A 24,636-nucleotide genomic window follows, 5' to 3' on the forward strand; every position below is an offset into this window, starting at 1 on the left:
GCGGGCCGGCCGGACCGGGATAGGCTTAAACCATGCACCAGCCGCGCACCCTTGTTTCCTTACGCTCGCTTCGCCTGCCGGCAACGGCCGCGGCGTTGGTCCTGGCATTGAGCGCGTGCACCCCGGCAGTGGACGTCGCACCGGCCAAGGATGCAGCCAACCCCGCCTGCGCTCCCATGATGGTGGCACTTCCGGACACCATGGGTGATGAGCATCTGCGGAAGACCAACAGCCAGGGGACTGCGGCCTGGGGCGACCCGTCCAAAGTGATCCTGCGCTGCGGGGTCAACGTTCCGGGCCCCACCACCGACCGTTGCGTCAGCGTCAACGGTGTCGACTGGGTCATCAAGGAAGGCGACTCCGTGTGGACGCTGACAACATTCGGCCGCGAACCGGCCACTGAAATCCTCATGGACCCTGACTCGGACCAGATCAGTTCCGCGACCGTCCTGGCCGAACTCTCCGCCGCCGCCGGAAAGATCAAGGCCACCAGGAACTGCGTGGGCCAGGAAGAACTGCAGAACCTGCCCACCGGTCAATAGCGGCTAGCGCAGCCCGGTCTTCCGGTTCAGCGCCAGGTGGATCAGTTCATCAATGAGGTCCGCGTAGGCCAGTCCCGAGGCCGCCCACATCTGCGGATACATGCTTTTCGGCGTGAAGCCGGGCATGGTGTTGATTTCGTTGATGATCAGCCCACCGTCGGGAGTGTAGAAGAAGTCCACCCGGCTGAGGCCCTCCGCCCCCACGGCGTCGAACGCGGCGGCGGCAAGCTCGCGGACCCGGACGATTGCTTCGTCGGGGATGTCGGCCGGGCAGCTCAGCGAGGCGGCGTCGTCTTCCACGTACTTTGCATTGAAGTCATAGAACTGGTGCTCTCCCGGCGCGACGACGATCTCGCCGGGCATGGAAGTCCGCGGAGCGTCGGTGCCGCGCCCCTCGAGGACCGCGCACTCGATTTCGCGGCCCACGATCCCCGCTTCGATCACCAGCTTGAGGTCGTGCTCGCGGGCAGCCTCGATGGCGGCATCCAGGCCCTCCAGTGAGTCCACTTTGGAGATGCCCATGGAGGATCCGGCCCGCGCGGGCTTCACGAACACCGGGTAGCCCAGCAGGTCAACGCGTTTGCGGACGGATTCCGGGTCCGTGACCCATTGCCGGTCCGTCACCGCGATGTAGGGGCCGACCTGCAGTCCGGCCGCTTCGAAAACGACCTTCATGTAGTGCTTGTCCATCCCGACGGCCGACGCGAGGACTCCGGCGCCCACGTAACGGGTGTCCGAGAGTTCCAGCAACCCCTGGATGGTGCCGTCCTCACCGAACGGGCCGTGGAGCAGCGGAAAGACGACGTCCACCGTGCCGAGTTCCTGCGGGACTTCGTTCGGAGATGCCACGATCAGCTGGTGCTCACCGCCGATCTCAGCGAGTGCCACCGTACGGGCCGACGGCGCCACTTCCGGAAGTGCAGAGGCCGAGAGGGACCATTGACGGATGTCGCCCGACACGAGCACCCACTGGCCCGTCCTGGCGATGCCGATGGGAATGACGTCGTACTTGTCGTAGTCGATGGCACCCAGCACACCGGCAGCCGTTACGCAGCTGACGGCGTGCTCACTGGAGCGGCCGCCAAACAAAACGGCGACCCGGGGTTTGACGTGGCCGTGCCCGGTGTTCTTGTTCAAAATTTCTTCCGACACAGTCAGTAATCGCCTTCGGGTTTCAGGTCCCGGGCCAGCAGCAGCGGTCCCAGTTGGTCAACGGACAATTTTCCGTCCAGCACGGCCACGACAGCCGCGGTGATCGGCATCTCGACGCCGAGCTTTCCGGCGAGCTCATGCACCGCCTGCCCGGACTTGATGCCTTCGGCCGTCTGCGTCATTTCCGCGGCCACTTCTTCCAGGGTCAGGCCTTTGCCGAGCAGCCGTCCGGCGGTATGGTTCCGGGACAACGGCGATGAGCAGGTGGCAACGAGGTCTCCCAGGCCGGCCAGCCCGGCCATGGTCTGCGCCTCGCCGCCCAGGGCCAGGGCAAGCCTGGACGTTTCCGCGAGCCCGCGGGTGATGACCGATGCCTTGGTGTTGTCGCCCATCCGCTTGCCTTCGCAGATGCCCACCGCCAGGGCTATGACGTTCTTGACGATGCCGCCGATTTCAACCCCGATGACGTCGGTGGTGGTGTACGGGCGGAAATACGGTGCGGTGCAGCTGCGGGCGATCCATGACGCCACCTCGGCGTCAGAGCAGGCCACCACCGATGCGGTCGGTTCTTCCCGGGCGATTTCCATGGCCAGGTTCGGTCCGGATACCACGGCAATCCGGCCGGCTTTAATTCCGAGTTCCTCGGAGATGACCTCGCTCATCCGGGCGTCCGAACTGAGCTCCAGGCCCTTCATCAGCGAGACGACCAGGGCATCGGGCGAAATCAGGTGCCGCCACTCGCGAAGCTGCAGCCGCAGGGACTGGGCGGGAACCGCCAGGACCACGAGGTCGGCGCCGGACAGCACCTCGGCCACGTCAGTGGATGCGGTGATGCTGTGCGGGAGGTCGATTTCCTTCAGGTACTGCGGATTCCGGTGTTCGGAGTTGATCTGCTCAACAACCTCGCTGCGGCGTCCCCAGAGCCTGATGCTCCGTTGAACGCCTGATGCCGTGGCAGCATCGGCGAGGATCTTGGCAAACGTGGTGCCCCAGGAGCCTGCTCCGAGGACGGCTACCGACAGCGCTGAGCCCGCTGCGGCCTGTTCAGGGCTCATTTGCGACCCCGCTCGATGTTGCGTCCGTGTTTGCTCCGGCTGTGGGCGGCCGGATCCCACCGCTCTGCCGGAGGCTGCTCCGACCGCAGGGTTGCCAGCAGCCCGGTGACAGCATCCATGATGAGGGCGGTGGCAGCCGTCAGCGTGGCTTTGTCCAGCGGGCGGCCCTCAAAGGCGCTGAGGTCCACGGGATCGCCGACGATGACGCGGGAAGTCCGCCGGGGGAACAGGTGGAAGCGCTTCGCGTAGCGCGGGAACACCTGGTGGGCTCCCCAGTGGGCCATGGGAACCACCGGAATTCCGCTTTCGAGCGCCATCCTGGCGGCGCCGGTGTGCCCCTTCATCGGCCACAGCTCCGGGTCCCGCGTCAGGGTGCCTTCCGGGTAGATGATGATTGCACCGCCCTCGTCAACCACTTCCCTGGCGACGTTCAGCGAACGGTTGGCACCCGCCGTCGAGCGTTCCACCGGGATCTGCTTGGTGGCCCGCAGCACCGCCCCGACCACCGGCACCTTAAACAGCCCGGCCTTGGCGAGGAAGTGGGGCATCCGCTTCTGGTTGTATAGCATGTGCCCGATGACCAGTGGGTCGATCTCGGTGCAATGGTTGGGCGCGGCGATAAAGCCGCCGGCCGGGAGCTTGTCCAGCCCTTCCCACTTCTTGTTCATGAGCAGGTTCATCACGGGCCTGACGATCCCGGCGACGATGACAAAGGTGATGCGGCTCTTGGCCGTTTCCTTCACTGGGACCCCGTTTACTTGGCTGCGGTGATGTCGAAATCGGCGCCCAGGCCGGCGAGCTTCTCGGTGAAGCGCTCGTAGCCGCGGTTGATGATGTCGATTCCGGTCACACGGGACGTGCCTGTGGCGGCGAGCGCGGCGATCAGGTGGCTGAAGCCGCCCCGAAGGTCCGGGACGTCAATGTCAGTGCCTTTGAGCTGCGTGGATCCCGAGATGACGGCTGAGTGCAGGAAGTTGCGCTGGCCGAACCGGCACGGGACGCTGCCGAGGCATTCGCGGTGTACCTGGATGTTGGCACCCATCCGGATCAGCGCATCGGTGAAGCCGAAACGGTTCTCGTAGACGGTCTCATGGACGATTGACACGCCCTCCGCCTGGGTGAGCGCCACAACGAGGGGCTGCTGCCAGTCGGTCATGAAGCCCGGGTGCACGTCTGTTTCAAGGACGAGCGGGGCCAGTTTGCCGCCGTGGTGGTAAAAACGGATGCCGTCCTCACCGATGTCCATGCCACCGCCCACCTTGCGGTAGGTGTTCAGGAAGGTCATCATGTCGCGCTGCGAAGCGCCTTCCACGAAGATGTCCCCGCGCGTGACAAGAGCGGCGGATGCCCAGGACGCGGACTCATTCCGGTCCGAAAGGGCCCGGTGGTTGTAGCCGCCAAGGTCCTTCACGCCTTCGATCCGGATGGTGCGGTCCGTCTGGACGCTGATGATGGCGCCCATCTTCTGCAGCACCGCGATGAGGTCGATGATTTCCGGTTCCGTGGCTGCGCCGGAAAGTTCCGTGATGCCCTCGGCCCGGGTGGCGCTGAGCAGGACCTGCTCGGTGGCTCCCACGGACGGGTACGGCAGGGAGATCTTGGCCCCCTGGAGTCCCTTGGGCGCCGAAATGTGGATCCCGCCCGGACGCTTTTCGACGACGGCGCCGAACTGCCGCAGGACGTTCAGGTGGTAGTCGATGGGCCGGTCGCCGATCTTGCACCCGCCAAGGTCGGGAATGAAGGCTTCACCGATGGCATGGATCAGCGGACCGCACAGCAGGATCGGGATCCTGGAGTCGCCCGCGTGGGCGTCAATGGCCGTGCTGGACGCGGTCTTGGCACCCTTCGGATCCAGGGTCAGGTCCCCGCTGACCGGGTCCTTTTCCACGGTGACGCCGTGAAGCTGGAGCAGGCTGGTGACAACCTCAACGTCCTTGATCTCAGGAACGTTGCGCAAAACGGACGGCTCGTTGCCCAGCAGGGCGGCCACCATGGCCTTGGGGACAAGATTCTTGGCCCCGCGAACGGTGACGCGTCCAGTCAGCGGGACGCCTCCGCGGATTGTCAAAACACTACTCATGTACCGGTTTCCTCACGACTACTCGCCCCCCAAATCCTTACAAAGGCTCCAGCTAAGCATAGGAGCTAGCGTTACCGATCAGAAATAAGGGCATGCCGGACGCGCCCGTGGCGTGCCGGGCCGGTCCGGTAATACCGCCCGCTTTCGGACCGTCCCGGCACAGGCTTCGGAGCGGCGTCCGGCCCAGGTTCAGGACAGGCGCGCGGGCAGGGTTTTGGGCTTGAAAGCGGGCCTGGTGGCCTCGTAGGCCGTGATGTCCTCTTCGTGCTGGAGGGTCAGGCCGATGTCGTCCAGGCCTTCCAGGAGGCGCCAGCGCGTGTAGTCGTCGATCTCGAACGGTGCCACGACGTTGCCGCACATGACGGTCTTCGAAACCAGGTCCACGGTCACTTCGGTGCCGGGCGCGTTCTCCAGCACCTTCCAGATGAGTTCGATGTCGTCCTGTGCCACTTCGGCTGCCAGGAGGCCCTGCTTGCCCGAGTTGCCGCGGAAGATATCGGCAAACCGGGAGGAAAGGACTGCCTTGAAGCCGTAGTCCTTCAGGGCCCAGACGGCGTGCTCACGGGAGGAACCGGTGCCGAAGTCGGGTCCGGCCACCAGGACGGAGCCGGCGTTGAAGGGTTCCTGGTTCAGGATGAAGGCCGGGTCCTTGCGCCAGGCCGCGAACAGGGCGTCCTCGAAGCCGGTGCGGGTAATGCGCTTGAGGTAGACGGCGGGGATGATCTGGTCGGTGTCCACGTTGCTCTGGCGCAGCGGTACGCCGATCCCGGTGTGGGTGCTGAACTTTTCCATGGCGGATCCTTCGGTGCTGGGGAGGTCTGGGAGGCGTGGCTAGGCTGCGCGTCTAAGCTGCATCGATGCGCACGGCGGCGGACTCCGGAGCGGGGTCCAGGTCCGACGGCGAGCTGAGCGTGCCGCGGACGGCCGTGGCTGCGGCCACAACCGGTGAGACGAGGTGCGTGCGGCCGCCCTTGCCCTGGCGTCCCTCGAAGTTGCGGTTCGACGTCGACGCACAGCGTTCGCCCGGCTCCAGCTGGTCCGGGTTCATGCCCAGGCACATGGAGCACCCTGCGAAGCGCCATTCGGCACCGAAGTCCTTGAAGACCTTGTCCAGGCCTTCCGCTTCAGCCTCAAGCCGGACGCGTGCCGAGCCGGGAACAACGAGCATCCGGATCTTCGGGTCCTTGATGCGGCCGCGGATGATGTCCGCGGCGGCGCGCAGGTCTTCCATCCGGGAGTTGGTGCAGGAGCCCAGGAAGACCGTGTCCACCCGGATCTCCTTCATCGGCGTGCCGGCCTCCAGGCCCATGTACTGCAGGGCGCGTTCGGCAGCTGCCTTGGCGTTCTCGTCGCCGAAGTCCTCGGGCGAAGGAACATTGGATGACAGCGAAACGCCCTGGCCCGGGTTGGTTCCCCAGGTAACAAACGGCTCCAGGGTGTCGGCGTCAAGGTCCACTTCCACGTCGAACGTCGCGTCGTCTTCGGAGCGGAGCGTGTTCCAGTACTCGACGGCGGCGTCCCACTCCGCGCCCTGCGGCGCGTGCGGGCGTCCGTACATGTAGTCGTACGTGGTCTGGTCCGGGGCCACCAGGCCTGCACGTGCACCGGCCTCGATGGACATGTTGCAGATGGTCATCCGGGCTTCCATGGACAGCGCGCGGATCGCGGAGCCGCGGTACTCGAGCACATAGCCCTGGCCGCCGCCGGTGCCGATCTTCGCGATGACCGCCAGGATGATGTCCTTCGCGGAAACGCCGGGGCGGAGCGTGCCCTCGACGTTGATCGCCATGGTTTTGAACGGCTTCAGGGACAGCGTCTGGGTAGCCATGACGTGCTCCACCTCGGACGTGCCGATGCCCATGGCCAGCGCGCCGAAAGCTCCGTGCGTGGAGGTGTGCGAGTCGCCGCAGACCACCGTCATACCGGGCTGGGTCAGCCCGAGCTGCGGGCCGACCACATGGACAATGCCCTGCTCGGCGTCGCCGAGGCTGTGCAGCCGGACGCCGAATTCCTCGCAGTTGTTGCGGAGGGTCTGGATCTGGGTCCGGCTGGTGAGATCCGCGATAGGCTTATCGATGTCCAGCGTGGGGGTGTTGTGGTCCTCGGTGGCAATGGTGAGGTCGGGGCGGCGCAGCCGGCGGCCGGCCAGGCGCAGTCCTTCGAAGGCCTGCGGCGAGGTGACTTCGTGCACCAGGTGGAGGTCGATGTAGAGAAGGTCCGGCTGAGCGTTGGCACCTTCACCGTCGCCTTTGCGCACCACGTGCGCGTCCCAGACTTTCTCGGCCAATGTCTTTGCCATGGCCATCTCCCTTCACTGCTGTTGGCTGTTTGTATCCACTGAACCAGCACGCCCTTGCCCTACGCCAGCGAAATGATTTGCATCTCAGATATTGAGACGGCAATATCAGTACATGGACAATTCTAGTGGAGTCGGTGTCATCGATAAAGCGGCCCATGTGCTTGACGCACTTGAGGCTGGCCCCACCACTCTGGCGCAGCTGGTGGCGGCCACCGGCCTCGCCAGGCCGACGGTACACAGGCTTGCCCTGGCTTTGGTTCACCACCGGCTTGTCAGCCGCGACATCCAGGGACGCTTTGTGCTGGGGAGCCGCCTGGTGGAGCTCGCCTCCGCCGCCGGCGAGGACCGGCTGATCGCCTCCGCCGGACCGGTCCTGATGCAGCTGCGCGACGCCACCGGCGAAAGCGCGCAGATCTTCCGCCGGCAGGGTGACTGGCGCGTTTGCGTCGCTTCCGCCGAGCGCCCCATCGGCCTCCGCGACACCATTCCGGTGGGAACGCAGCTCTCCATGAAGGCCGGCTCCGCGGCCCAGGTGCTGCTCGCCTGGGAGGACCACGACCGGCTCCTGGAAGGGCTGCAGGCGGCGCGTTTCACGCCCACCGTCCTGGCAGGGGTACGACGGCGGGGCTGGGGCCAGAGCCTCGGCGAACGCGAGCCTGGAGTCGCCTCCGTTTCGGCGCCTGTCCGCGGACCGTCCGGACGGGTGATTGCCGCGGTTTCCATTTCCGGTCCGATCGAACGACTGACCCGCCAGCCGGGCAGGCTGCACGCCGAAGTCGTCTGCAACGCCGCCCGCGTGCTCACAGAGGCGCTCCGCAAGAACAACGACTAGGTGCACCAGACCCGGGACCGGCATCGTGGCGCAGCTGGCCACAGCGGGTCCCGCCTGAGCCTCATCAGCCGTGCAGGCAGTATTCTGGGCCGATGACCAGCTATGCAGTCTTCCTCCGCGGCATCAACGTGGGTGGCATCAACATCAAGATGGCGGATCTCAAGACGGCCCTCAAGGCATGCCCCTTCGAGGGTGTGAAGACGCTGCTGGCCAGCGGCAACGTGGTGCTGGCGAGCGAGCTGGACCCTGCCGCCGTCAAAGGCGTTTTCGAGGCCTGCCTCCGGGACTCTTTCGGCTACGTCGCCTGGGTGGTGGTACTGACTGCGGACCGGGTGGCCGAACTGGTGCAGGCCTGCCCCTACCCTGCCGATGACAAGGCGACGCATACGTATATCACCCTGGCTTCGGACCCCGCGGCACTTGACGAACTTTTCGACGCCGCGGCGGGACTTGGCGGGGTGGAACAGGCCAGGCTGGGGCCGGAAGCCACAGCATGGCTGGCACCGGCCGGAGGAACCCTGGAGAGCCCCTTCAGCAAGCTCGCCGCCAAGCCAAGGTACAAGGCCTCAACGACGACGCGGAACCTCCGCACCATGATCAAGGTCCGCGACGCGGCAGCCGCCACCGAACCCGGCGCCGCCTGACTACCCGCAGCCCGGCTACTTGCCGGCAGCCTTGAGTGCCTCGTTGAAGGCACTCAATCGGCCGATTTCCGCTTCCACCGGCTCGATGACGTGTTGCCCCGCCACCCGGCTGACTGCCGCCTTAAGGCGTTTACCCGCCGCCGTTGCCCGCGCACGTGCAAATCCCGCGGTAATGAATTTCGCGGTGACGGCGAGCAGGATCCCCAGCAGCACCCCGCCCGCGATCATGAGAGTGGGGATTGGCCAGCCCTCCACCCGGGGCACCTCGGGGACCGGCAGCTGCAGGTAGCCTAGGACGGCGAGTACACCGAGCCATGCCAGACCGCCCACGGCTGTCAGCAGCGCCAGCCACTGGACCACGTTGAAGAGGCCCCACCACCAGGATTTCCTTCCGGCCTTCAGGTCAGTGCCCGCAATCGCCTGGTCCAAGGCGTCCGGAAGCCTGTCGCGGCCCGCACGGGCAACACTCCGGATCGATGCCCGCCAAGGACCGGGCGCGCCGTCACTCGCGGTGTCTGCAAATTCCCGGACTGCAGCGTCGGTCCGGGCCCGTTCCGGCGCTCCCGCCGCTGGCAGCGAGGTTCTGTTTACTTCCGGGCTGGTATCGCTTCGCAGGTTCAGGCGCCGCAGCGGGTCCGGCCTGAACCGCACGAGCCACCTTGTGACCGGCCAGCCGGTGCGGCGGGCAGACTCCTGCCTGTAGGACCGGCCTACTGCGTCGACCACAAGGGGGACATTGGCTGCCACTGCCAGCTCTTCGGCAAGCCGGGAGCGGGCGCTTCCTTTCACCCCGGCAGCCTCCCCGTCACCGGAGACCTCAAGCAGGCGGGCAGCGGCCCGGGTGACATCGGCGGAGAGGCGCAAGGAAAGGGCCGCCCTCTGCGCGACGACTCCACGGATTGCAGCCCGGACCTTGTCAACCCCCGCACCGGAAAGCGCAGAAGCCCCAATGACCTGGACTTTGCCCAGGCCGTCCTGCGCGAGGATTCCCTTCAGTGATTCCAAGACCAGCGGCACATCGGCTGCGGGGAGCCTGTCGATCTGGTTCAGCACCACCAGTGTTACGGCGCCATGGGACGCCAGTGGGGTGAGGAAATCCTGATGCACGGCCGCGTCGGCGTACTTTTGCGGATCGAGCACCCAGACGAGGACGTCCACCATGCCCACGAGCCGCTGCACCGTTTCCCGGTTGGCGGTCCTCGTCGAATCGAAGTCCGGCAAGTCCAGGAGGATCAGCCCGCTGGATTCGTCTGCGAACCCCGGGACCGGATCGGCATAATGGCGCTGGCGTACATCCAGCCAGTCAAGGAGAGGCTCGCTGCCCTCGGCTCCCCAGACACTGGCCAGCGGTTCCGATGTGGTGGGCCGGCGCGCCGCCGCCGTCGCTATTTCAGCCCCGTTGACCGCATTGAACAGCGTTGACTTGCCGCTGCCCGTGGCACCGAAAAACCCCACCACGGTGTGATCCGCCGACAGGGAGCGCCGCGAACCGGCACGGTCCAGCACCTGAAAGACGTCGTCCAGCGCCGTATCCGGCAGCACCCCTTCGGCCAGTTCCCGGGCTCTGTTGAGCGCCTCCAGCCTGGCTCCCAGTCGGGTGGCTTCCCGGGCCAGGCCGTGGCGGCTCATGCGGCGTCCGCCAGCCGGGCCAGTGACCTTGCGTGTCCGGCCAGGACCTCGGCCGAGGGGCCCTCATCAAAGTCCAGCCGTTCCAGGAACCGCTCCTGCTCGCCCTGCAGAAGTTTCTGGCACCGGGCATGGAGGTCCTCACGGGCGGTCTGGGCAAGGCGGCGCACGGCGTCCTCGCCAAAGAAGGCCTCGAGCAGCCTCTGACCAACAACGGCGGTGCCGCCCGCCAAGCCGATTTCCAGTCCGGTCAGGCCCGCAGTCATCGAAAACACCACAATCATGAGGGCCGCGCCGAGGCCGTTGATGCCAAACGACAGCCATCTGGCCTGGGTCCGCTTGTCCTGTCCTTCGGTCCGGATCAGTTCCATCAGGCTCCCCTGCCACGCCCGGATTTCGGCCGCAACATCATCGGCAAAGCCCGGGGCCGTTCCCGAGAGGTCATCTGTTCCGAGCAGCTGCCTGCCCGCCGGGTGGGAGCGCCAGCGCTGGTCCGTGTCTTCCGCCGCGTTGGCTGCTTCGTCGAGGATAACGGCCTGCAGCCCCGTTTCGATGGCAGTTTCCACCTTGACCGCAGGAGGGGGCTCACCCCGGAAAAATGCTCCCATCCGGTCCCTGAGCCTGCCGATGTTCTGTTCGACATTGCGGAAGAATTCGCCGGTTCCGACGAAGTCCTGCCAGCGTGCCAGCACTTCGCCCCGCAGGAGGGCACCGTCCTTGGTGGCATTGAGAATCCTGGCCACTGCGTCCTGGTATGCGCTCCGGGCATCGGCGGCAAGCAACCCGGCTGCCCTCTTCTGCCCGCCGGCTGCATCCGCAGCGGATAGGACCCGCTGTCCCAATGCCCTCACTGTCCCATTGAGGGTGCGCCGGGCGATGTCCCCGCGGGCCGCGGCATCGGCGGCAAGACCTGTCAGCCAGGTCTTCAACGGTTCGACGGCGGCAGCCGGAAGCATGCCGAGGGCGTCAAGGACGACTTCGGGGACGATGAACAGTTCCGCCTCGCCAAGCCCCTCGCGTGCCAGCATGGCACGCAGGTCAGCGCTGACTTCCTCTTCCGCGGCCGCGGGAACCCGGTCGAGCACCACGGCAACCATAATGTCCCGGGCAGCAGCGTCCAGCAGCAGCTTCCACGGCACCGCGTCTGCATAGCGGTTGGCAGTGGTGACAAAAACCCACAGGTCAGCCGCTGCCAGCAGTTGGCCCGCGAGCCTGCGGTTTTCATCGGAGACGGAATCAACGTCCGGGGCGTCAAGAAGGGCTATTCCTGCAGGCACGGCGGTGTCGCCCACCAGAACGAGCGAAGGGATCGAGGCCGGGTCCGGAGCCGGCCCGGCCTGGTTGGCCGGGATCCGGGTGGAGACGACGGCGCCGCGGATGCGGCTGAGGTGCGGCAGGACACGCTGGTCCTCAAACCAGGCAGCATCGGCAGGATGATGGAGGAGGATGGGCTGCCGTGTGGTGGGCCGGATTGCTCCTGCCCGTGTCACGGGATGGCCAACGAGGGCGTTGACCAGTGTGGATTTGCCCGCGCCCGTGGAGCCGCCGACTACGGCCAGCAGCGGCGCGTCCAGGCTTCGGTATCGGGGCAGGATGTAATCCTCGAGCTGCGCCACGGATTTGCGGATGTCCAGCCGGGCTTCCTCGACGCCGGGCAGGGCCAGCGGAAGCGAGAGGGCGGCCAGATCACGGTGAACGTCCTCCAGAACGGCCACAGCTTCAGCTGCCTGCCCCGGGGATGACTGCTTCCGGCCGCCGGGCAGTGCGTCGGCAGGGGATGCACTGTTCGGAAACAGCGCGTCGCCGGGAGGCGCATCCGCGGGGGACGCGTCCCTGGAGAACGGTACCGGCTCGTTGGAAGAGGTCACATCATCATCATGCCAGTTCACATGATTTTGTGGGCCGGACCCCTCCGGAAGAGCAGCAGGAGAAAAAGTAAAGCGCCAGAAAATATAAGCGGGCAAAAAGCAATGCATCCCGGAAGTGCGACATCGGAAGTGCCGGAGTGCGAAACGGCAATATCAGGACGAATCCAATTCAACGCGTTAAACACAGCAGGCTCCGGGCTGCTGCCCGGAGCCTGCTTTTTGTGACCCCAGCGGGATTCGAACCCGCGTTACCGCCGTGAGAGGGCGGCGTACTAGGCCGCTATACGATGGGGCCGCGTACTTTTCCGATCAGCATTTCTGCCGTTCGGGCTAAGTGATTCTTTCACACACTCAGCGTGAATTTCAAATCGGTAATTCGCTTTGAAATTCCAGAAAACCCGCGTAATAGCGCCGGTATTTCTGAGCTGGGATACCAGGACTCGAACCTAGAATGACGGTACCAGAAACCGTAGTGTTGCCAATTACACCATATCCCAATGTCGCTTTCGGGCCGGTCCCGCAGGATGAAACCTGCGCTCCGAGCGCCTCAGCACGAGTAATTACTTTACCCGAGACACCGGCCGTGCACAAATCGGCAGCGGCGTCATGGACTGTTAGCTCCGTCACCCCCTCACCTTGCTGCCCTCGCCACGGGAAATATTTCATGTCAGTATGCCGCATGAGCACGGTGAGCGATATTGGCAGGATCATCGACAGGGCGCGCGAGGAGATGATTTTCATCGGGCCCGACCACCCCTACTACCCGTTGCTGGGCGACCTGGTCGCCGCCGTCAGGGACGCCTGGCAGCAGGGGTATGACCATCGCCGCGGCAGCGGGTCGGGAGTGAATCCCTATGGCTGGAGCACCGCCGGCATTGACGGTGAACCGGAGTGAAGGTCATGGGTGAAAGTCATGGGCAGGCCATGAGGGTAGCGGACGGGCCCCGGCCAGCCGGCCACGTGGTGCTGCTGGGCGACTCGATTTTCGACAACAAGGCGTACGTGGGCGAAGACCCGGGTGTCATCATGCAGTTGCGCGAGGAGCTCCCGCCCGGGTGGAAGGCCACCATGCTGGCCCTCGACGGCGACGTGATTGCCGGGGTGCGCCGGCAGTTGCGCCTCCTGCCGGAGGACGCAACGCACCTTGTGGTCAGCGTCGGGGGCAATGATGCGCTCGGTTTTGCCCACCTGCTGCAGATGCCGGCGGGAGATGTGACTGAGGCGCTGAACATTCTGGCGGCGGCACAGGACGATTTTGCTGCCGGCTACCAGGCCATGGCACAGGCAGTTGCCTCCACTGGCCTGCCCTCTGCGGTATGCACCATCTACGACACTCCTTCTACAGGCCCCGGTTACCGGACCATCAGAACAGCCCTTGCGATTTTCAATGACTGCATCACGCGCGCCGCCTTCGGCCTGGGCATCTCCCTGATCGACCTTCGCCTCATCTGCGGCGAGGACGGCGATTACGCCAACCCGATCGAGCCGTCTGCCTTGGGAGGCGCAAAAATCGCACGGGCCATCGCCTTCCTGGTGAAGCAGCGCCACCAGGCTGACAGAACCGAGGTCATCGCCGCCCCGCCCAGCTGAAAGGATCGTCCAGGCCGGCGCATCACGTTCCGCAGAAGGTGCGGTACGGGCCAAAGCTTTCCGGGGCGCCGGCGGCGTAACGTTCCAGCCCGGGACGCTCGTCGTAGGGAGCAGTTACGGCTTCCAGAAGCCGTTCGAGCGGGCCCGGATCACCGCCGGCAGCCGAGGACAGAGCCTCCTCCACGAGGTGGTTCCGGGGAATGTACAACGGGTTGATCCGGTCCATCGCGGCGGCGTCCGGAGCGAGGGCCAGCCAACTCTCCGCCCAGGCCTCAAAAGCGGCCGGGTCGGCGAACAGGTTGCGCACGGGTTCCGCGTTGCCCCGTGCCGCAGCGCCAAGCCTCCGGAAGAACGTTGTGTAGTCAACGCGCCCTGCCTGGAGCACGGCGATCACGCCGTCCACCACAGGGGAGGTCACGTCGTCGTCGTGCGTTTGCAGCCCAAGCTTCCCCACCATGCCGGCCGACCAGCTGGCACTGTACCGGGGGCGGAAAGCTTCGAGGGACTCGACCGCAAGTGGAACCGCCTGTTCCTGGTCCTCGTGAATCAGCGGCAGGAGAACCTCGGCGAGCCTGGCCAGGTTCCACTCCGCAACGACCGGCTGGTTGGCGTAGGCGTAGCGTCCACCTTCGTCGATGGAGCTGTACACCGTGGCTGGGTCGAAGGCTTCCATGAAGGCGCACGGCCCGTAGTCGATGGTCTCCCCCGAGATCGTCATGTTGTCCGTGTTCATGACCCCGTGGATGAATCCGACGAGCATCCACTTCGCCACCAGCGAGGCCTGGGAGGCTATGACCGCCTCAAACAGGGCGAGATACGGGTTGTCCGCATCCGCGGCTGCCGGGTAATGCCGGGTGATTGCGTGATCCGCGAGACGGCGCAGGAGCTCAACATCACCCGTCGCCCGCGCATACTGGAAGCTGCCAACCCGCAGGTGACTGCTGGCAACCCGTGTGAGCACGGCCCCGGGCAGCTCGGTCTCCCGGTACACCGGCTGCCCCGTGGCCACCACCGCAAGGGAGCGCGTCGTCGGGATGCCCAGGGCGTGCATGGCCTCGCTCACGACGTACTCCCGCAGCATGGGACCGACTGCGGCGAGCCCGTCACCTCCCCGGGCGAATGGCGTGCGCCCGGAGCCCTTGAGATGAATGTCCCTCAGGCGCCCGTCGCCGCCCACCACCTCGCCGAGCAGGACCGCCCGGCCGTCGCCGAGCCGGGGCGTGAACCAGCCGAACTGGTGGCCGGCATACGCCTGCGCTACAGGGGTCGCTCCCTCGGGAAGACGGTTGCCTGTCAGGAGATGCAGACCCTCGGGGCTCCTGAGGGCGGCAGGGTCAAAACCAAGCTCGGCGGCAAGGGGCTCGTTGAGCACGAGCAGCCTCGGATCCGGCACCGCTTCCGCCCGCCACGGGATGGCCATTTCAGCCAGCTCCCGGGCGAAGAGCCCGTCAAACGTAAGCGTTGATGGGGTTACGGTACTCATCGGTTAAGACTAGCGGCGGGATCACGGCCCCGCTACGCCTGGACCAGCAGCTCCAACAGTGTCCCGACCTCGTACCCCCGGTAGTCCGGAGCCGACTCCCCCGTACGGTTCAGCCAGACGCCGACCAGCCCGGCCGCCGTCGAACCTTCTGCATCGAGCAGCAGGTTGTCGCCGACATAAAGCGTGCTGTCCGGGGAGCTGCCCAGCAGCCGCACCCCTTCCAGGTAGATTGCGGGATCGGGCTTGGGCACTCCCACAGTGTCCGTGCCGACGAGCCTGCGGATCCGTTCCAGCCCTGCGCTGTCCAGCTTGGCGCGCTGGTAGTCATGCACGTTGTTGCTGACGGCGCCGTAGGGTATGCCGGCGGCGTCGAGTGCGTCCAGCAACGGCGGAACGTCCTCGAACGCCCTGACGTAGCTCGGCTGGAGGCGGGCGTAGGAAGTGAGCCAGGTATGGGCTTCATCGCCTTCGCCCAGGTCGACCCCGAAATGCCCCAGGGCCGCACGCCCCCGGAGCAGCCGCTGCTCGTTGAAGGTCAGTTCGCCCGCCAGGTAGCGGTCGTAGTAATGCGTGGTTTCGTGCGTGAAGATCCTGCCGAACTTCTCCCACCCGGTCTGGTCCAAGCCGGGCAGGAGATGCTCACTGACGTCGCGCAGTGCCGTGGTCATGGAGAAGGCAAGGTCAACCAGCGTGTCGTCAATATCGAAAAGGACCCCGCCCACCGGGCCGAAGCGGCGGTCAAGGACGACGCCGGCTTCCACCCGTGCCTGCCCCGTCATCAGCCGCGGAAAGCGCGCAGGCGCGCCAGGGACGATTCCTTGCCCAGGATCACCATGGATTCGAACAGGGGCGGGGAGATCCGGCGGCCGGAGATCGCTGTCCGGACGGGACCGAAGGCCAGCCGCGGCTTGATGCCCAGATCCTCCACAAGCGCCTGCTTCAGGGCGGTCTGAATGTTCTCTGCGGTCCAGTCCTCAAGGGGCTCGAGCGCTGCCAGTGCAGCGTCGAGTACCTCGTCCAGGTTCTGGGGCAGACCCTTGCGGGCGTCATCCGCAATGTCAATCCCGTCGTCGTTCTTGAACAGGAAAGCCAGCATTTCGGGTGCTTCGCCCAGCAGGGAGATGCGCTCCTGGATCAGCGGTGCCGCCTCGGCGAGGATTTCCTTCGCGCGCTCCGTGAGAGTGTCCCCCACCAGGTTGGCTGCGCGGAGGTACGGAACCAGGCGGTCCCTGAAGTCATCCGCTTCGAGCATGCGGATATGGGTACCGTTGATCGCTTCGGCCTTTTTGATGTCGAAGCGTGCCGGGTTGGCGAGGACGTCGTGGACGTCGAAGTGCTCGATGAGCTGGTCCACGGTGAAAATGTCCTCGTCGGCGGACAGGCTCCAGCCCAGCAGGGAGAGGTAGTTGAGCAGGCCTTCGGGGATGAAGCCGCGGTCCCGGAGCAGGAACAGGTTGGACTGCGGGTCACGCTTGGACAGCTTCTTGTTGCCCTCGCCCATGACGTAGGGAAGGTGGCCGAACACGGGCATGTAGCTGGCGACGCCGATGTCCATCAGTGCGCGGATCAGCACCACCTGGCGGGGCGTGGAGGACAGCAGGTCCTCGCCGCGGAGCACGTGGGTGATCCCCATCAGGGCGTCGTCCACCGGGTTCACCAGGGTGTACAGCGGGGAGCCGTCGGCACGGACGATCACGTAGTCCGGAATGCTCCCGGCCTTGAAGGTGATTTCGCCGCGGACCATGTCGGTGAAGGTCACGTCCTCGTCCGGCATGCGGACGCGGAGTACGGGATCGCGGCCCTCCGCCTGGAACGCGGCGATCTGCTCGTCGCTGAGGTTGCGGTCGAAGTTGTCATAGCCCAGTTTGGGGTCGCGGCCGGCGGCGCGGTGGCGCGCTTCAACCTCTTCCGGCGAGGAGTAGCACTCATAGGCGTAGCCGGCTTCCAGGAGCTTGGCCACCACGTCCTTGTACAGGTCCAGGCGCTGTGACTGGCGGTACGGCTCGTGCGGTCCGCCGGTCTCGACGCCTTCTTCCCACGAGATGCCCAGCCATTTCAGCGCCTCGAGCAGCTGCTCGTAGCTCTCTTCCGAGTCCCGCGCCGCATCCGTGTCCTCAATGCGGAAGACGAAGGTCCCCTGGGTGTGCCGGGCGTACGCCCAGTTGAACAATGCCGTCCGGATCAGGCCCACGTGCGGGGTGCCGGTGGGCGACGGGCAGAACCGCACCCGGACCGGGGTTTCGGCGGTGACGGCAGGACTGGAGACGGCGTTGGACACAGAAGGAGTAGTCATAGTGCCTCCAACTTTACCGCCTGACCGGGGCAGGGCCCCGCCGTCGAACCGGCCGCGGAAACCGACAGCCGCCCGGGGATTCCCGGGCGGCTGTCCTTGGTCAATGCATTTGTGGCTAGCGGCGGACGATCGGGTTGGAGAGGCGCCCGATGCCTTCGATCTCAACCTCGAAGCGGTCACCGGGCACAACCAGGCCCACTCCGGCAGGGGTGCCGGTCATGATCACGTCGCCGGGCAGCAGCGTGAAGGCCTGCGAGACGACGGAGACGAGTTCGCGGACGCCCCGGATCATCTGGGCCGTGCTGCCGTCCTGGCGGAGTTCCCCGTTGAGCCGGCCCTGGATCCTGAGGTCCTCGGTGTCCAGTTCGGTCTCGATCCACGGCCCCAGCGGCGCCGAGGTGTCAAAGCCCTTGGCGCGCGCCCACTGCAGGTCCGTCTTCTGCACATCGCGGGCCGTCAGGTCGTTGCCGCAGGTGTACCCGAAGATGACGTCGTCGACCCGGTCCTCGGGAACGTCTTTGCAGATTCGTCCGATCACTACGCACAGCTCGGCCTCGAAGGAAACCTCCTCCGAGAATTCCGGCAGCACGATCGGATCATTGGGGCCAACAACCGAGGTGTTCGGCTTCAGGAACAGCAGCGGCTGCTGCGGCACCTCGTTCCCGAGTTCCTCGGCGTGCTCAACGAAGTTCCGTCCCACGCCCACTACCTTGCTGCGCGGAATGATGGGGGCCAGCAGCCGCACGTCCTCAAGCTTGTACTTGACGGTGCTGCGTTCAACGCCGTTGAAGAAAGGGTCGCCCTTGATGACAGTGACTTCTTCACTGCCGGGCTCGCCTTCAACAACGCCGTAAAGGGGATCGGAATCAGCTACAAATCGGGCAATACGCATGGGCCCAAGCCTACCGTCAGGAACCCGCCTTCCTGCGACGGGCCTGCGTCAGCCGGGCACTCAGCTGCGGAGGTACTCCAGCTGCGCCGCCACTGACGTTTCGGCGGCCCGCCTGACGGAAGGGTCGACGTCGGGATACACGGCGTCGGTGACTGCCGCGACGGAAGCGTTGTGCCCAAGCCGCGACAATGCGGCCCCGATCTGATCCAGCCTCAGCCTGCGGTGCTGCCGGTATTCACGGCAGACGGCATCCAGGGCGGGCAGCACCGGGCCATGGGCCGGGAGCAGCGTAGCCGGTCCAAGCCGTTCAAGCCGGTCCAGGCTGGCCAGATAATCGCCGAGCCGCCCGTCCGGATAATCCAGCACCGTGGTGCCGCGCCCAAGGATCGTATCCCCCGTAAGGACCGACCCTGCGGGACCGTCATCAGGCAGGTGGAAACAGACGGAGTCGGAGGTGTGGCCGGGCGTCGCCACGACTCGGATGTCAACGCCGCCCGCGGTGAGGATCTCGCCGTCGGCGAGGGGATCGCCGCCGTGGCAGTATTCGGCGGACGCGGCACGGACCGGCGCCCCGGTCAGTTCACGGAAGCGGACCGACGCCGCTGTGTGGTCCGCGTGCCGGTGCGTGATGAGTATGACGCCGACTCGCCCGGCCGCTCCCAGGGCAGCGAGGTGGCGCTCATCCACAGGGCCAGGGTCCACCACTGCCACTTGGTGTAAGCCGGGCATGCCGATCACATAAGAATTCGTGCCGTCCAGGCTCATGGGGCCGGGATTCGGGGCCAGCCGGAAGCGGGTGAAGGTGCTGCTTTGCCGGAGCGAAGCGCTGCCGGCGGTCGCTGTGTTCTCGGAAGTCACCCGTCCATCTTGGCACCGTTCCAACCCTCTCTCACCTTATTACCGCAAACAGGCGAACGCTCTCTCACCTCTACCAGCGTCCTCCGGCGCCGGTGAGAGAGCGTCGGGGAAAAACCCGCAGGAAGGGAGAGAGCGTCCGGTAAAGGGCGGCAGGAAGTGAGGGAGCGTCCGGGGGAAAGGCGGGAACGACGACGGCGGCCGCCCACCGAAGTGGACGGACCGCCGTCGTGCGTCAGTCAGCTACGGTCAGGCGAGGCGCGTCAGCCAGCCGTGGGTGTCCTCCACGACGCCCGTCTGGATGCCGAGAAGCTTCTCGCGGATGGCCATGGTGGTCTCCCCGGCCTTTGCGTCCTCGGAGCCGATGAACTCGGTGGCGTCCTTCAGGACGCCGATCGGCGTGATGACGGCGGCCGTGCCGCAGGCGAACACCTCGGCGATGTCGCCGGAGGCAACGCCGTCGCGCCATTCATCCAGGGTGATCTTCCGCTCGGTCACCGCGCGGCCCATGTCCTTGGCCACCTGCATCACCGACATCCGGGTAACCCCTTCAAGGATGGTTCCGGTCAGGGCGGGGGTCACCAGCGAGCCGTCCTTCATCACGAAGAACACATTCATGCCGCCGAGTTCCTCAACAGCGTTATCGTTGAACTGGTCGAGGAAAAGGACCTGCTTGCAGCCGTGGGCCTCGGCCTCCTGCTGGGCGATAAGGGATGCGGCGTAGTTGCCGCCGCACTTTGCTGCGCCGGTGCCGCCGCGTCCTGCGCGGGCATACTCCCGCGAGATCCAGATCGACACGGGCTTCAGTTCGCCGCCGAAGTAGTTGCCCGCGGGCGAAGCGATGACACGGAAGGAGACCTCCCTGGCGGCGCGGACGCCGAGGAACGCTTCGGTGGCGATCATGAACGGGCGAAGGTACAGCGCTTCGCCGTCCCCGGCCGGAACCCATTCCCGGTCAGCCTGCACGAGCTCACGGATGGCGCCGAGGAAGTACTCTTCGGGCAGCTCCGGGAGCGCCAGCCGGCGGGCCGACTTGTTCAGGCGCGCGGCGTTGGCCTCCGGACGGAACGTCCAGACCGAGCCGTCACCATGGCGGTAGGCCTTGAGCCCTTCGAAAATCTCCTGGCCGTAGTGCAGCACCGCTGCCGACGGGTCAAGCGAAATGGGACCGTATGCCTCAACGCGCGCGTCATGCCAGCCGCCCTTCCCGGTCTCGTCGACGCTGTAGTCGACGATGGCGGTGTGGTCGGTGAAATAGTTGCCAAAGCCTGGGTTCGCCAGGATGGCTGCACGCTCTTCAGCAGACTTCGGGGTTGCCGAGGGCTGCTGGGTGAATTCGACGCCATGGGCAGTCTGAGTCATGGTTCCTCCACGGTCGGCTGCCTGGCGTGTGAACGTGGTTCAGCGTCGGACCACGGCAGCATGTTGGTGATTCGAAACAAGCTTACGCCTGATGAGGAGCCCTAAAGGGCGGCGGCGATTGCGTCTCCGACAGCACTGGTGGTGCGTTCCCGGCCATCGCGGCTTTCGACGTCGGCGATGACTGCGGCTTCGATCTTTTTCGCGGCGTCAGTGTACCCAAGATGGTCCAGCAGCAGCGCGGCCGACAGGATCGCCGCGGTGGGGTCTGCCTTCTGCTGGCCGGCGATGTCAGGAGCCGAGCCGTGCACCGGCTCGAACATCGACGGGGCGGTGCGCTCCATGTTGATGTTGCCGGAAGCCGCCAGGCCGATGCCTCCGGTGACGGCAGCGGCGAGATCGGTGATGATGTCGCCGAAAAGGTTGTCAGTGACGATCACGTCGAAGCGTGAGGGGTCGGTGACCATGAAGATCGTGGCGGCGTCGATGTGCAGGTAGTCGTGGGTGACGTCCGGGAATTCCTGCGCCACCGCCTCAACCGTCCGCTTCCACAAGTGTCCGGCAAAGACCAGCACATTGTGCTTGTGAACGAGGGTGACGTGCTTGCGCGGCCGTTCGCTGGCCCGGCGGAAGGCATCGCGGACAACCCGCTCCACGCCGTGGGCCGTGTTCAGGGAAACCTCGGTTGCAACCTCGTGCGGGGTACCGCCGCGGAGAGTGCCGCCGTTGCCCACATAGGGTCCCTCTGTGCCTTCGCGCACCACAATGAAATCGATCTTGCCCGGGTTGGCGAGCGGGCTGCCCACGCCGCCGAAGAGGCGCGACGGGCGCAGGTTGACGAAGTGGTCCAGGCTGAAGCGAAGCTTGAGCAGCATTTCACGCTCGATGATGCCGGACGGGATCCGGGTGTCACCGGGGGCCGCGCCGACTGCGCCGAAGAGGATAGCGTCCCGCGTGCGAAGATCGTTGAGTACCTCATCCGGGAGGGTCTCCCCTGTCTCCAGCCAGTGCTGGGCTCCCAGCTTGTAGTGGGTCTGCTCCAGGGTGACGCCTTCAGCGGCAACAACCTTCTCCAAGACCTTCAAAGCTTCGGCGATGACCTCGGGGCCGATGCCGTCGCCGGGAATGACAGCAAGATTAATGGTGGATGCGCTCATGCTTTCAGGGTAGCCAAGCCATCCACATGATGGTCAAGTTGTCTCAATATTCGAAACAACTTCACTGCGTAGTGTCAGCGCCCCGCCACGGGCGAAGCAACGACGGCGACATTCTTGCCCCACGGGTCCTCGGTGTAGCAGCTGATGAGCACCAGCCGGTTGGGGACCACCGCCCAGATGGGACTGTCCTTCAACGTCGCTTTCGTATAGGTGGTGACCGACTCCACCCGGTAGGTCATGCTGCCGGCGGCGGTTGTGACCGTCAGCTCATCGCCGGCTGCAGCGGCGGAACTCAGGTGGTTGAAGGGCGCGTCCAGCCCCTCCCAGCTGTGGCCGATGACGTAGCTGGTGTTGGCGGATCCGGCTCCGGGCGTCCCGAAGGCGGAAAGCCAGTATCCGTCCATGGTCTCCGGCGGCACGATGCTGTGGCTGCCGGCGTCGACGGAGTCGGGCTGCAAGGGGTGGACCACAACGTCCATGCCAGCGGCCGGGTATGTGATGCGTTGCGGGGCCGACGCAGCAGGGTAGGAAGGGGCCGGCGGCGCCACTGGCGTACCGCCGACGGCGAGCCGCACGGCAGGCGGTCCAGCCGGGTCTGCCGCTTCTGGTTCCTTCTGCGCTGCTGGTTCCTTCGGTGAAGGCGATCCTGTCACGGGGCCCGAGAGCACGATTGCCGCCGGTTCCCCGGCAGCCGCCGATCCGTGGCTCGGACCCGTCAGGCCATAGACCAGCCAGGCTGCGAGAAGCCCCGCGGCGCAGATGCCCAGCACCAGCACGTCCCTGAGGCTCAGCATCAGTCCATGGATCCCGGCGACACGTACCTGCTGGCTCCGGCGGTGTTTGACCATGACGAGGGCTCCTGGGGATGCTGAAACGAAATTGCTGAAGACAGGAAGGGCGGGGTACCGGATAGTTACGGCACCCCGCCTCCGGGTGTTCCCTAGCTGTTCGCGCCGCGGGAGCGCACTCCGCTGCTTACGAGCACCCATGCCCCTGCCGCTACAAAGAGTCCGGTCAGTCCGGCCAGCCAGGCCGGGATCCCCGTGCCGGAACCGCCAACGGCCGTCTGGACGTTGTAACCTTCGTTGCTCGCCGCGGGGGCAGCTGCTCCGGTAGCGGCAACCGGCGTCGACGCAACCGGGGTCACCGTGGTGTGTGCCGGGGGAACTGCCGCAGGCTGGTTGGCTGCCGGCGGGACCGAGTTGTCAACCTGGACAACCACATCAACTGGGTCCGCAGGAGCAGGATCGGCCGGATCCGGGACTGCCGGATCCACCGGATCAGGGTCCACGGGATCAGGATCGACAGGATCCACGACGGGGCCGGGGGGATCCACCGGATCCGGATCCACCGGGTCAGGATCCACGGGAACCACCGGGCCGGGCTGCTCGCAGCCGTTGGCCAGGAGTGCGATGTTGGCCACTGTCAGATTCTGGCCCTGCGGCATGACGTCGCCCAGGTTCTCCGGCACGATGTCACCGGTATCGCCCACGTGGGCGGCCAACGCACTGAGGCTGATGGTTTCCAGAAGGTAGGGGTTGGATGCCGAGCCTGTGGCATGGCAAATAGTAATAGTGCCTGGTGGCGCTGCGTTTGCCGCGACTGTGGCCCCCATCAGCCCGAGGCCTACCACCCCCAGAGTGGCGATCGTTCGTTTCATGTTCGGTCCCTCCATAGCAAATCCGATTCGAACCGACCGGGCTGCAGGGAGTAACCGTCTTCGAGACCACAGAAACCGTGTGAGACCTCATCAGCGAATTGAAGGTGACAGTTACTCCCCAGACAGTGTCATCAGTTCGCTTGCCTTTTCAGGCTACGTTTCGCGCTGGGGCTAAACCCGAGTAACAGGTACCCGTTTACTCAGTAGCCCGCAGGCACTAATTACTTGCTTCGTGATGGCGCTCACTCGCAAGAATGGAGTGGACTACTTGGAGGCGTGCCGGACAGGAAGCCCTCAGCGCGCCCCAGGGTCGGCTTGTGTCCGGACCCATTCGACTTCCTCTGCGAGTAACTCGAGGGCGTTCCCGGCCCGCGTGTACCCGAGGTTCCGCGCTGCGGTGCTGTCCAAGGTCATTGCCGTCCGCCACGGATGGTGCCCTCGGTTCAGCCCGTTCGGGACCGGATCAATTGCCCCGCTCCATCCGAGTTGCGCGGCGATGGCTCGCACGATGTCGGCAGCTGAAGGGGTATCAGGATCGGCGGCATTCAGGATGCGCGTCCCGGGGTGCGCCGCCACAGTTTCGATCAGGGCGGCGGCATTGGCGGCGGCGGTGAGATGGTCGACCGTGCCCGGGTCAACCAGCTCAATAGCCGGTTCCCCGCGGAGCATCTGCTCGACGACGCCTTTTGTGCGCGGGTTCCGAGCCCAGGGGCCGTGGACCTTCGAGGGGCGGATTACGGTAACCGGAAGGCCGGAGTCGAGGGCGGCAAGCTCAGCGGCGACTTTGCAGGGAGCATACCCTTCCCTCGTGAACGGGTCCGTGTCGTCGCCGGCGGGCGGCAGCGTGGGGGCGTCCTCGCGGACCGGGCCCTCGAACCGGGGGGAGTCGCCGCCGTTGACATGCCTGCCGGCAGCGTCCATGTAGACCGCCCGGCTCGACACCAGTACTAACGTGGCGGCCGATGCCATTGCCGGAAGGATGGACCTGACGTCAGCGGCGGTGTACGCGACAAGGTCGACCAGCAGGTCCGTGCCGTCGCCCACGAGCTGCTTAATGCCGCGGCCATCGTTGCGCCCGAGCCGGTGGAAACGTACGCCTGCCTCTGAAAGCTCGACGGGCATTCGCGATGCGTCGCGGCCGGTCACGTCCACGTCCCAACCGGCCCGGGCAAGGCGCAACGCCGTCGCGCCGCCCAAGGCCCCCGTTCCGCCCAGCACCACCGCCCGCATCGCACCCTCCGTCATTTCC

23 protein-coding genes and 2 tRNA genes are annotated in these 24,636 nt (G+C 65.8%); 5 read left to right on the forward strand and 20 right to left on the reverse strand.

Translation table 11 applies throughout. The features are described 5' to 3' along the window. The first annotated feature begins 32 nt into the window (after window positions 1-32). Window positions 33-542, forward strand: a complete 510-nt coding sequence (locus J7I92_RS10600) for a DUF3515 domain-containing protein (RefSeq protein WP_214840279.1) — start codon at window positions 33-35, stop codon at window positions 540-542. Between the two features lie 3 nt (window positions 543-545). Here the strand turns inward: J7I92_RS10600 and J7I92_RS10605 are convergent, their stop codons facing one another. The 6 genes from J7I92_RS10605 to leuC all read right to left on the reverse strand — a co-directional run bounded on the left by J7I92_RS10605 (window position 546) and on the right by leuC (window position 7,128). After that, the gene (locus J7I92_RS10605) at window positions 546-1,694 is read right to left on the reverse strand and encodes a D-alanine--D-alanine ligase family protein (protein WP_214840280.1); all 1,149 of its coding nucleotides are present in this window, start codon (window positions 1,692-1,694) and stop codon (window positions 546-548) included. 2 nt (window positions 1,695-1,696) lie between these two features. After that, the gene (locus J7I92_RS10610; protein WP_214840281.1) at window positions 1,697-2,749 is read right to left on the reverse strand and encodes an NAD(P)H-dependent glycerol-3-phosphate dehydrogenase; all 1,053 of its coding nucleotides are present in this window, start codon (window positions 2,747-2,749) and stop codon (window positions 1,697-1,699) included. After that, a complete protein-coding gene (locus J7I92_RS10615; RefSeq protein WP_214840283.1) occupies window positions 2,746-3,492 on the reverse strand; it encodes a 1-acyl-sn-glycerol-3-phosphate acyltransferase in 747 nt (248 codons plus the stop codon). The genes J7I92_RS10610 and J7I92_RS10615 overlap by 4 nt, the downstream gene beginning before the upstream one ends. Before the next feature lie 11 nt (window positions 3,493-3,503). After that, window positions 3,504-4,829, reverse strand: a complete 1,326-nt coding sequence (gene murA / locus J7I92_RS10620) for a UDP-N-acetylglucosamine 1-carboxyvinyltransferase (protein ID WP_214840285.1) — start codon at window positions 4,827-4,829, stop codon at window positions 3,504-3,506. Window positions 4,830-5,018: 189 nt separating this feature from the next. After that, a complete protein-coding gene (leuD, locus tag J7I92_RS10625; RefSeq protein WP_214840287.1) occupies window positions 5,019-5,621 on the reverse strand; it encodes a 3-isopropylmalate dehydratase small subunit in 603 nt (200 codons plus the stop codon). A gap of 52 nt (window positions 5,622-5,673) precedes the next feature. After that, complete coding sequence (gene leuC / locus J7I92_RS10630; RefSeq protein WP_214840289.1) at window positions 5,674-7,128, reverse strand: 3-isopropylmalate dehydratase large subunit; 1,455 nt, start codon at window positions 7,126-7,128, stop codon at window positions 5,674-5,676. Between the two features lie 112 nt (window positions 7,129-7,240). Here leuC and J7I92_RS10635 point away from each other — a divergent pair, with 112 nt between their 5' ends. Together J7I92_RS10635 and J7I92_RS10640 are read left to right on the forward strand one after the other, a co-directional pair. Then, window positions 7,241-7,960 (forward strand): IclR family transcriptional regulator, encoded by a 720-nt coding sequence (locus tag J7I92_RS10635; protein ID WP_011692361.1) that lies wholly within the window; start codon window positions 7,241-7,243, stop codon window positions 7,958-7,960. A gap of 92 nt (window positions 7,961-8,052) precedes the next feature. Next, window positions 8,053-8,604 (forward strand): DUF1697 domain-containing protein, encoded by a 552-nt coding sequence (locus J7I92_RS10640; protein WP_214840291.1) that lies wholly within the window; start codon window positions 8,053-8,055, stop codon window positions 8,602-8,604. Between the two features lie 15 nt (window positions 8,605-8,619). Here the strand turns inward: J7I92_RS10640 and J7I92_RS10645 are convergent, their stop codons facing one another. From J7I92_RS10645 to J7I92_RS10660, 4 genes are all read right to left on the reverse strand, one after another. Continuing rightward, window positions 8,620-10,233, reverse strand: coding sequence for a GTPase (locus tag J7I92_RS10645; protein WP_214840298.1), 1,614 nt, complete (start codon window positions 10,231-10,233; stop codon window positions 8,620-8,622). Next, window positions 10,230-11,993 carry a dynamin family protein gene (locus J7I92_RS10650; RefSeq protein ID WP_251039800.1) on the reverse strand — a complete coding sequence of 588 codons (1,764 nt, stop codon included), beginning with the start codon at window positions 11,991-11,993 and terminating at the stop codon, window positions 10,230-10,232. The genes J7I92_RS10645 and J7I92_RS10650 overlap by 4 nt, the downstream gene beginning before the upstream one ends. A gap of 327 nt (window positions 11,994-12,320) precedes the next feature. Continuing rightward, a tRNA-Glu gene (locus J7I92_RS10655) sits at window positions 12,321-12,393 on the reverse strand. Between the two features lie 130 nt (window positions 12,394-12,523). Next, a tRNA-Gln gene (locus tag J7I92_RS10660) sits at window positions 12,524-12,595 on the reverse strand. A 182-nt stretch (window positions 12,596-12,777) separates the two neighbouring features. Between J7I92_RS10660 and J7I92_RS10665 the strand changes: the two genes are divergently transcribed. Continuing rightward, window positions 12,778-12,993, forward strand: coding sequence for a hypothetical protein (locus tag J7I92_RS10665; protein WP_214840302.1), 216 nt, complete (start codon window positions 12,778-12,780; stop codon window positions 12,991-12,993). 5 nt (window positions 12,994-12,998) lie between these two features. Then, window positions 12,999-13,688: an SGNH/GDSL hydrolase family protein gene (locus J7I92_RS10670; protein WP_251039785.1), complete on the forward strand. Its 690-nt coding sequence runs from the start codon at window positions 12,999-13,001 to the stop codon at window positions 13,686-13,688. Between the two features lie 22 nt (window positions 13,689-13,710). Here the strand turns inward: J7I92_RS10670 and J7I92_RS10675 are convergent, their stop codons facing one another. From J7I92_RS10675 to J7I92_RS10720, 10 genes are all read right to left on the reverse strand, one after another. Then, window positions 13,711-15,171 (reverse strand): YdiU family protein, encoded by a 1,461-nt coding sequence (locus tag J7I92_RS10675; protein ID WP_214840304.1) that lies wholly within the window; start codon window positions 15,169-15,171, stop codon window positions 13,711-13,713. Window positions 15,172-15,203: 32 nt separating this feature from the next. Continuing rightward, window positions 15,204-15,950 (reverse strand): HAD family hydrolase, encoded by a 747-nt coding sequence (locus J7I92_RS10680; protein WP_214840306.1) that lies wholly within the window; start codon window positions 15,948-15,950, stop codon window positions 15,204-15,206. Further along, window positions 15,950-17,464 (reverse strand): glutamate--tRNA ligase, encoded by a 1,515-nt coding sequence (gltX, locus tag J7I92_RS10685; RefSeq protein WP_214840308.1) that lies wholly within the window; start codon window positions 17,462-17,464, stop codon window positions 15,950-15,952. Before gltX ends, J7I92_RS10680 begins: the two co-directional genes overlap by 1 nt. Before the next feature lie 115 nt (window positions 17,465-17,579). Continuing rightward, entirely contained in the window at window positions 17,580-18,356 is a 777-nt protein-coding gene (locus tag J7I92_RS10690; RefSeq protein WP_214840310.1) for a fumarylacetoacetate hydrolase family protein, read from the reverse strand. Window positions 18,357-18,416: 60 nt separating this feature from the next. Then, entirely contained in the window at window positions 18,417-19,214 is a 798-nt protein-coding gene (locus J7I92_RS10695) for an MBL fold metallo-hydrolase (RefSeq protein ID WP_214840312.1), read from the reverse strand. A 246-nt stretch (window positions 19,215-19,460) separates the two neighbouring features. Further along, window positions 19,461-20,573: a branched-chain amino acid aminotransferase gene (locus J7I92_RS10700; RefSeq protein ID WP_214840314.1), complete on the reverse strand. Its 1,113-nt coding sequence runs from the start codon at window positions 20,571-20,573 to the stop codon at window positions 19,461-19,463. Between the two features lie 101 nt (window positions 20,574-20,674). Further along, complete coding sequence (locus J7I92_RS10705) at window positions 20,675-21,727, reverse strand: 3-isopropylmalate dehydrogenase (RefSeq protein WP_214840316.1); 1,053 nt, start codon at window positions 21,725-21,727, stop codon at window positions 20,675-20,677. Between the two features lie 74 nt (window positions 21,728-21,801). Continuing rightward, window positions 21,802-22,575, reverse strand: a complete 774-nt coding sequence (locus J7I92_RS10710) for a class F sortase (protein WP_214840317.1) — start codon at window positions 22,573-22,575, stop codon at window positions 21,802-21,804. A gap of 92 nt (window positions 22,576-22,667) precedes the next feature. Next, window positions 22,668-23,387, reverse strand: a complete 720-nt coding sequence (locus J7I92_RS10715) for a hypothetical protein (protein ID WP_214840318.1) — start codon at window positions 23,385-23,387, stop codon at window positions 22,668-22,670. Window positions 23,388-23,681: 294 nt separating this feature from the next. After that, entirely contained in the window at window positions 23,682-24,632 is a 951-nt protein-coding gene (locus tag J7I92_RS10720) for an NAD-dependent epimerase/dehydratase family protein (RefSeq protein WP_214840319.1), read from the reverse strand. Window positions 24,633-24,636 lie beyond the last annotated feature (4 nt).

Origin of the sequence: Arthrobacter sp. ISL-72, from assembly GCF_018613755.1 — a bacterium.
Taxonomy (GTDB): domain Bacteria; phylum Actinomycetota; class Actinomycetes; order Actinomycetales; family Micrococcaceae; genus Arthrobacter.

Excerpts from the sequence above, each read along its gene's own strand:
- J7I92_RS10600 (WP_214840279.1), top strand. The coding sequence starts at position 33 with ATGCACCAGCCGCGCACCCTTGTTTCCTTACGCTCGCTTCGCCTGCCG.
- J7I92_RS10610 (WP_214840281.1), bottom strand. The coding sequence starts at position 2,749 with ATGAGCCCTGAACAGGCCGCAGCGGGCTCAGCGCTGTCGGTAGCCGTC.
- murA (WP_214840285.1), bottom strand. The coding sequence starts at position 4,829 with ATGAGTAGTGTTTTGACAATCCGCGGAGGCGTCCCGCTGACTGGACGC.
- leuD (WP_214840287.1), bottom strand. The coding sequence starts at position 5,621 with ATGGAAAAGTTCAGCACCCACACCGGGATCGGCGTACCGCTGCGCCAG.
- leuC (WP_214840289.1), bottom strand. The coding sequence starts at position 7,128 with ATGGCAAAGACATTGGCCGAGAAAGTCTGGGACGCGCACGTGGTGCGC.
- J7I92_RS10635 (WP_011692361.1), top strand. The coding sequence starts at position 7,241 with ATGGACAATTCTAGTGGAGTCGGTGTCATCGATAAAGCGGCCCATGTG.
- J7I92_RS10640 (WP_214840291.1), top strand. The coding sequence starts at position 8,053 with ATGACCAGCTATGCAGTCTTCCTCCGCGGCATCAACGTGGGTGGCATC.
- J7I92_RS10645 (WP_214840298.1), bottom strand. The coding sequence starts at position 10,233 with ATGAGCCGCCACGGCCTGGCCCGGGAAGCCACCCGACTGGGAGCCAGG.
- J7I92_RS10665 (WP_214840302.1), top strand. The coding sequence starts at position 12,778 with ATGAGCACGGTGAGCGATATTGGCAGGATCATCGACAGGGCGCGCGAG.
- J7I92_RS10670 (WP_251039785.1), top strand. The coding sequence starts at position 12,999 with ATGGGTGAAAGTCATGGGCAGGCCATGAGGGTAGCGGACGGGCCCCGG.
- J7I92_RS10675 (WP_214840304.1), bottom strand. The coding sequence starts at position 15,171 with ATGAGTACCGTAACCCCATCAACGCTTACGTTTGACGGGCTCTTCGCC.
- J7I92_RS10680 (WP_214840306.1), bottom strand. The coding sequence starts at position 15,950 with ATGACGGGGCAGGCACGGGTGGAAGCCGGCGTCGTCCTTGACCGCCGC.
- gltX (WP_214840308.1), bottom strand. The coding sequence starts at position 17,464 with ATGACTACTCCTTCTGTGTCCAACGCCGTCTCCAGTCCTGCCGTCACC.
- J7I92_RS10690 (WP_214840310.1), bottom strand. The coding sequence starts at position 18,356 with ATGCGTATTGCCCGATTTGTAGCTGATTCCGATCCCCTTTACGGCGTT.
- J7I92_RS10700 (WP_214840314.1), bottom strand. The coding sequence starts at position 20,573 with ATGACTCAGACTGCCCATGGCGTCGAATTCACCCAGCAGCCCTCGGCA.
- J7I92_RS10705 (WP_214840316.1), bottom strand. The coding sequence starts at position 21,727 with ATGAGCGCATCCACCATTAATCTTGCTGTCATTCCCGGCGACGGCATC.
- J7I92_RS10710 (WP_214840317.1), bottom strand. The coding sequence starts at position 22,575 with ATGGTCAAACACCGCCGGAGCCAGCAGGTACGTGTCGCCGGGATCCAT.
- J7I92_RS10715 (WP_214840318.1), bottom strand. The coding sequence starts at position 23,387 with ATGAAACGAACGATCGCCACTCTGGGGGTGGTAGGCCTCGGGCTGATG.
- J7I92_RS10720 (WP_214840319.1), bottom strand. The coding sequence starts at position 24,632 with ATGACGGAGGGTGCGATGCGGGCGGTGGTGCTGGGCGGAACGGGGGCC.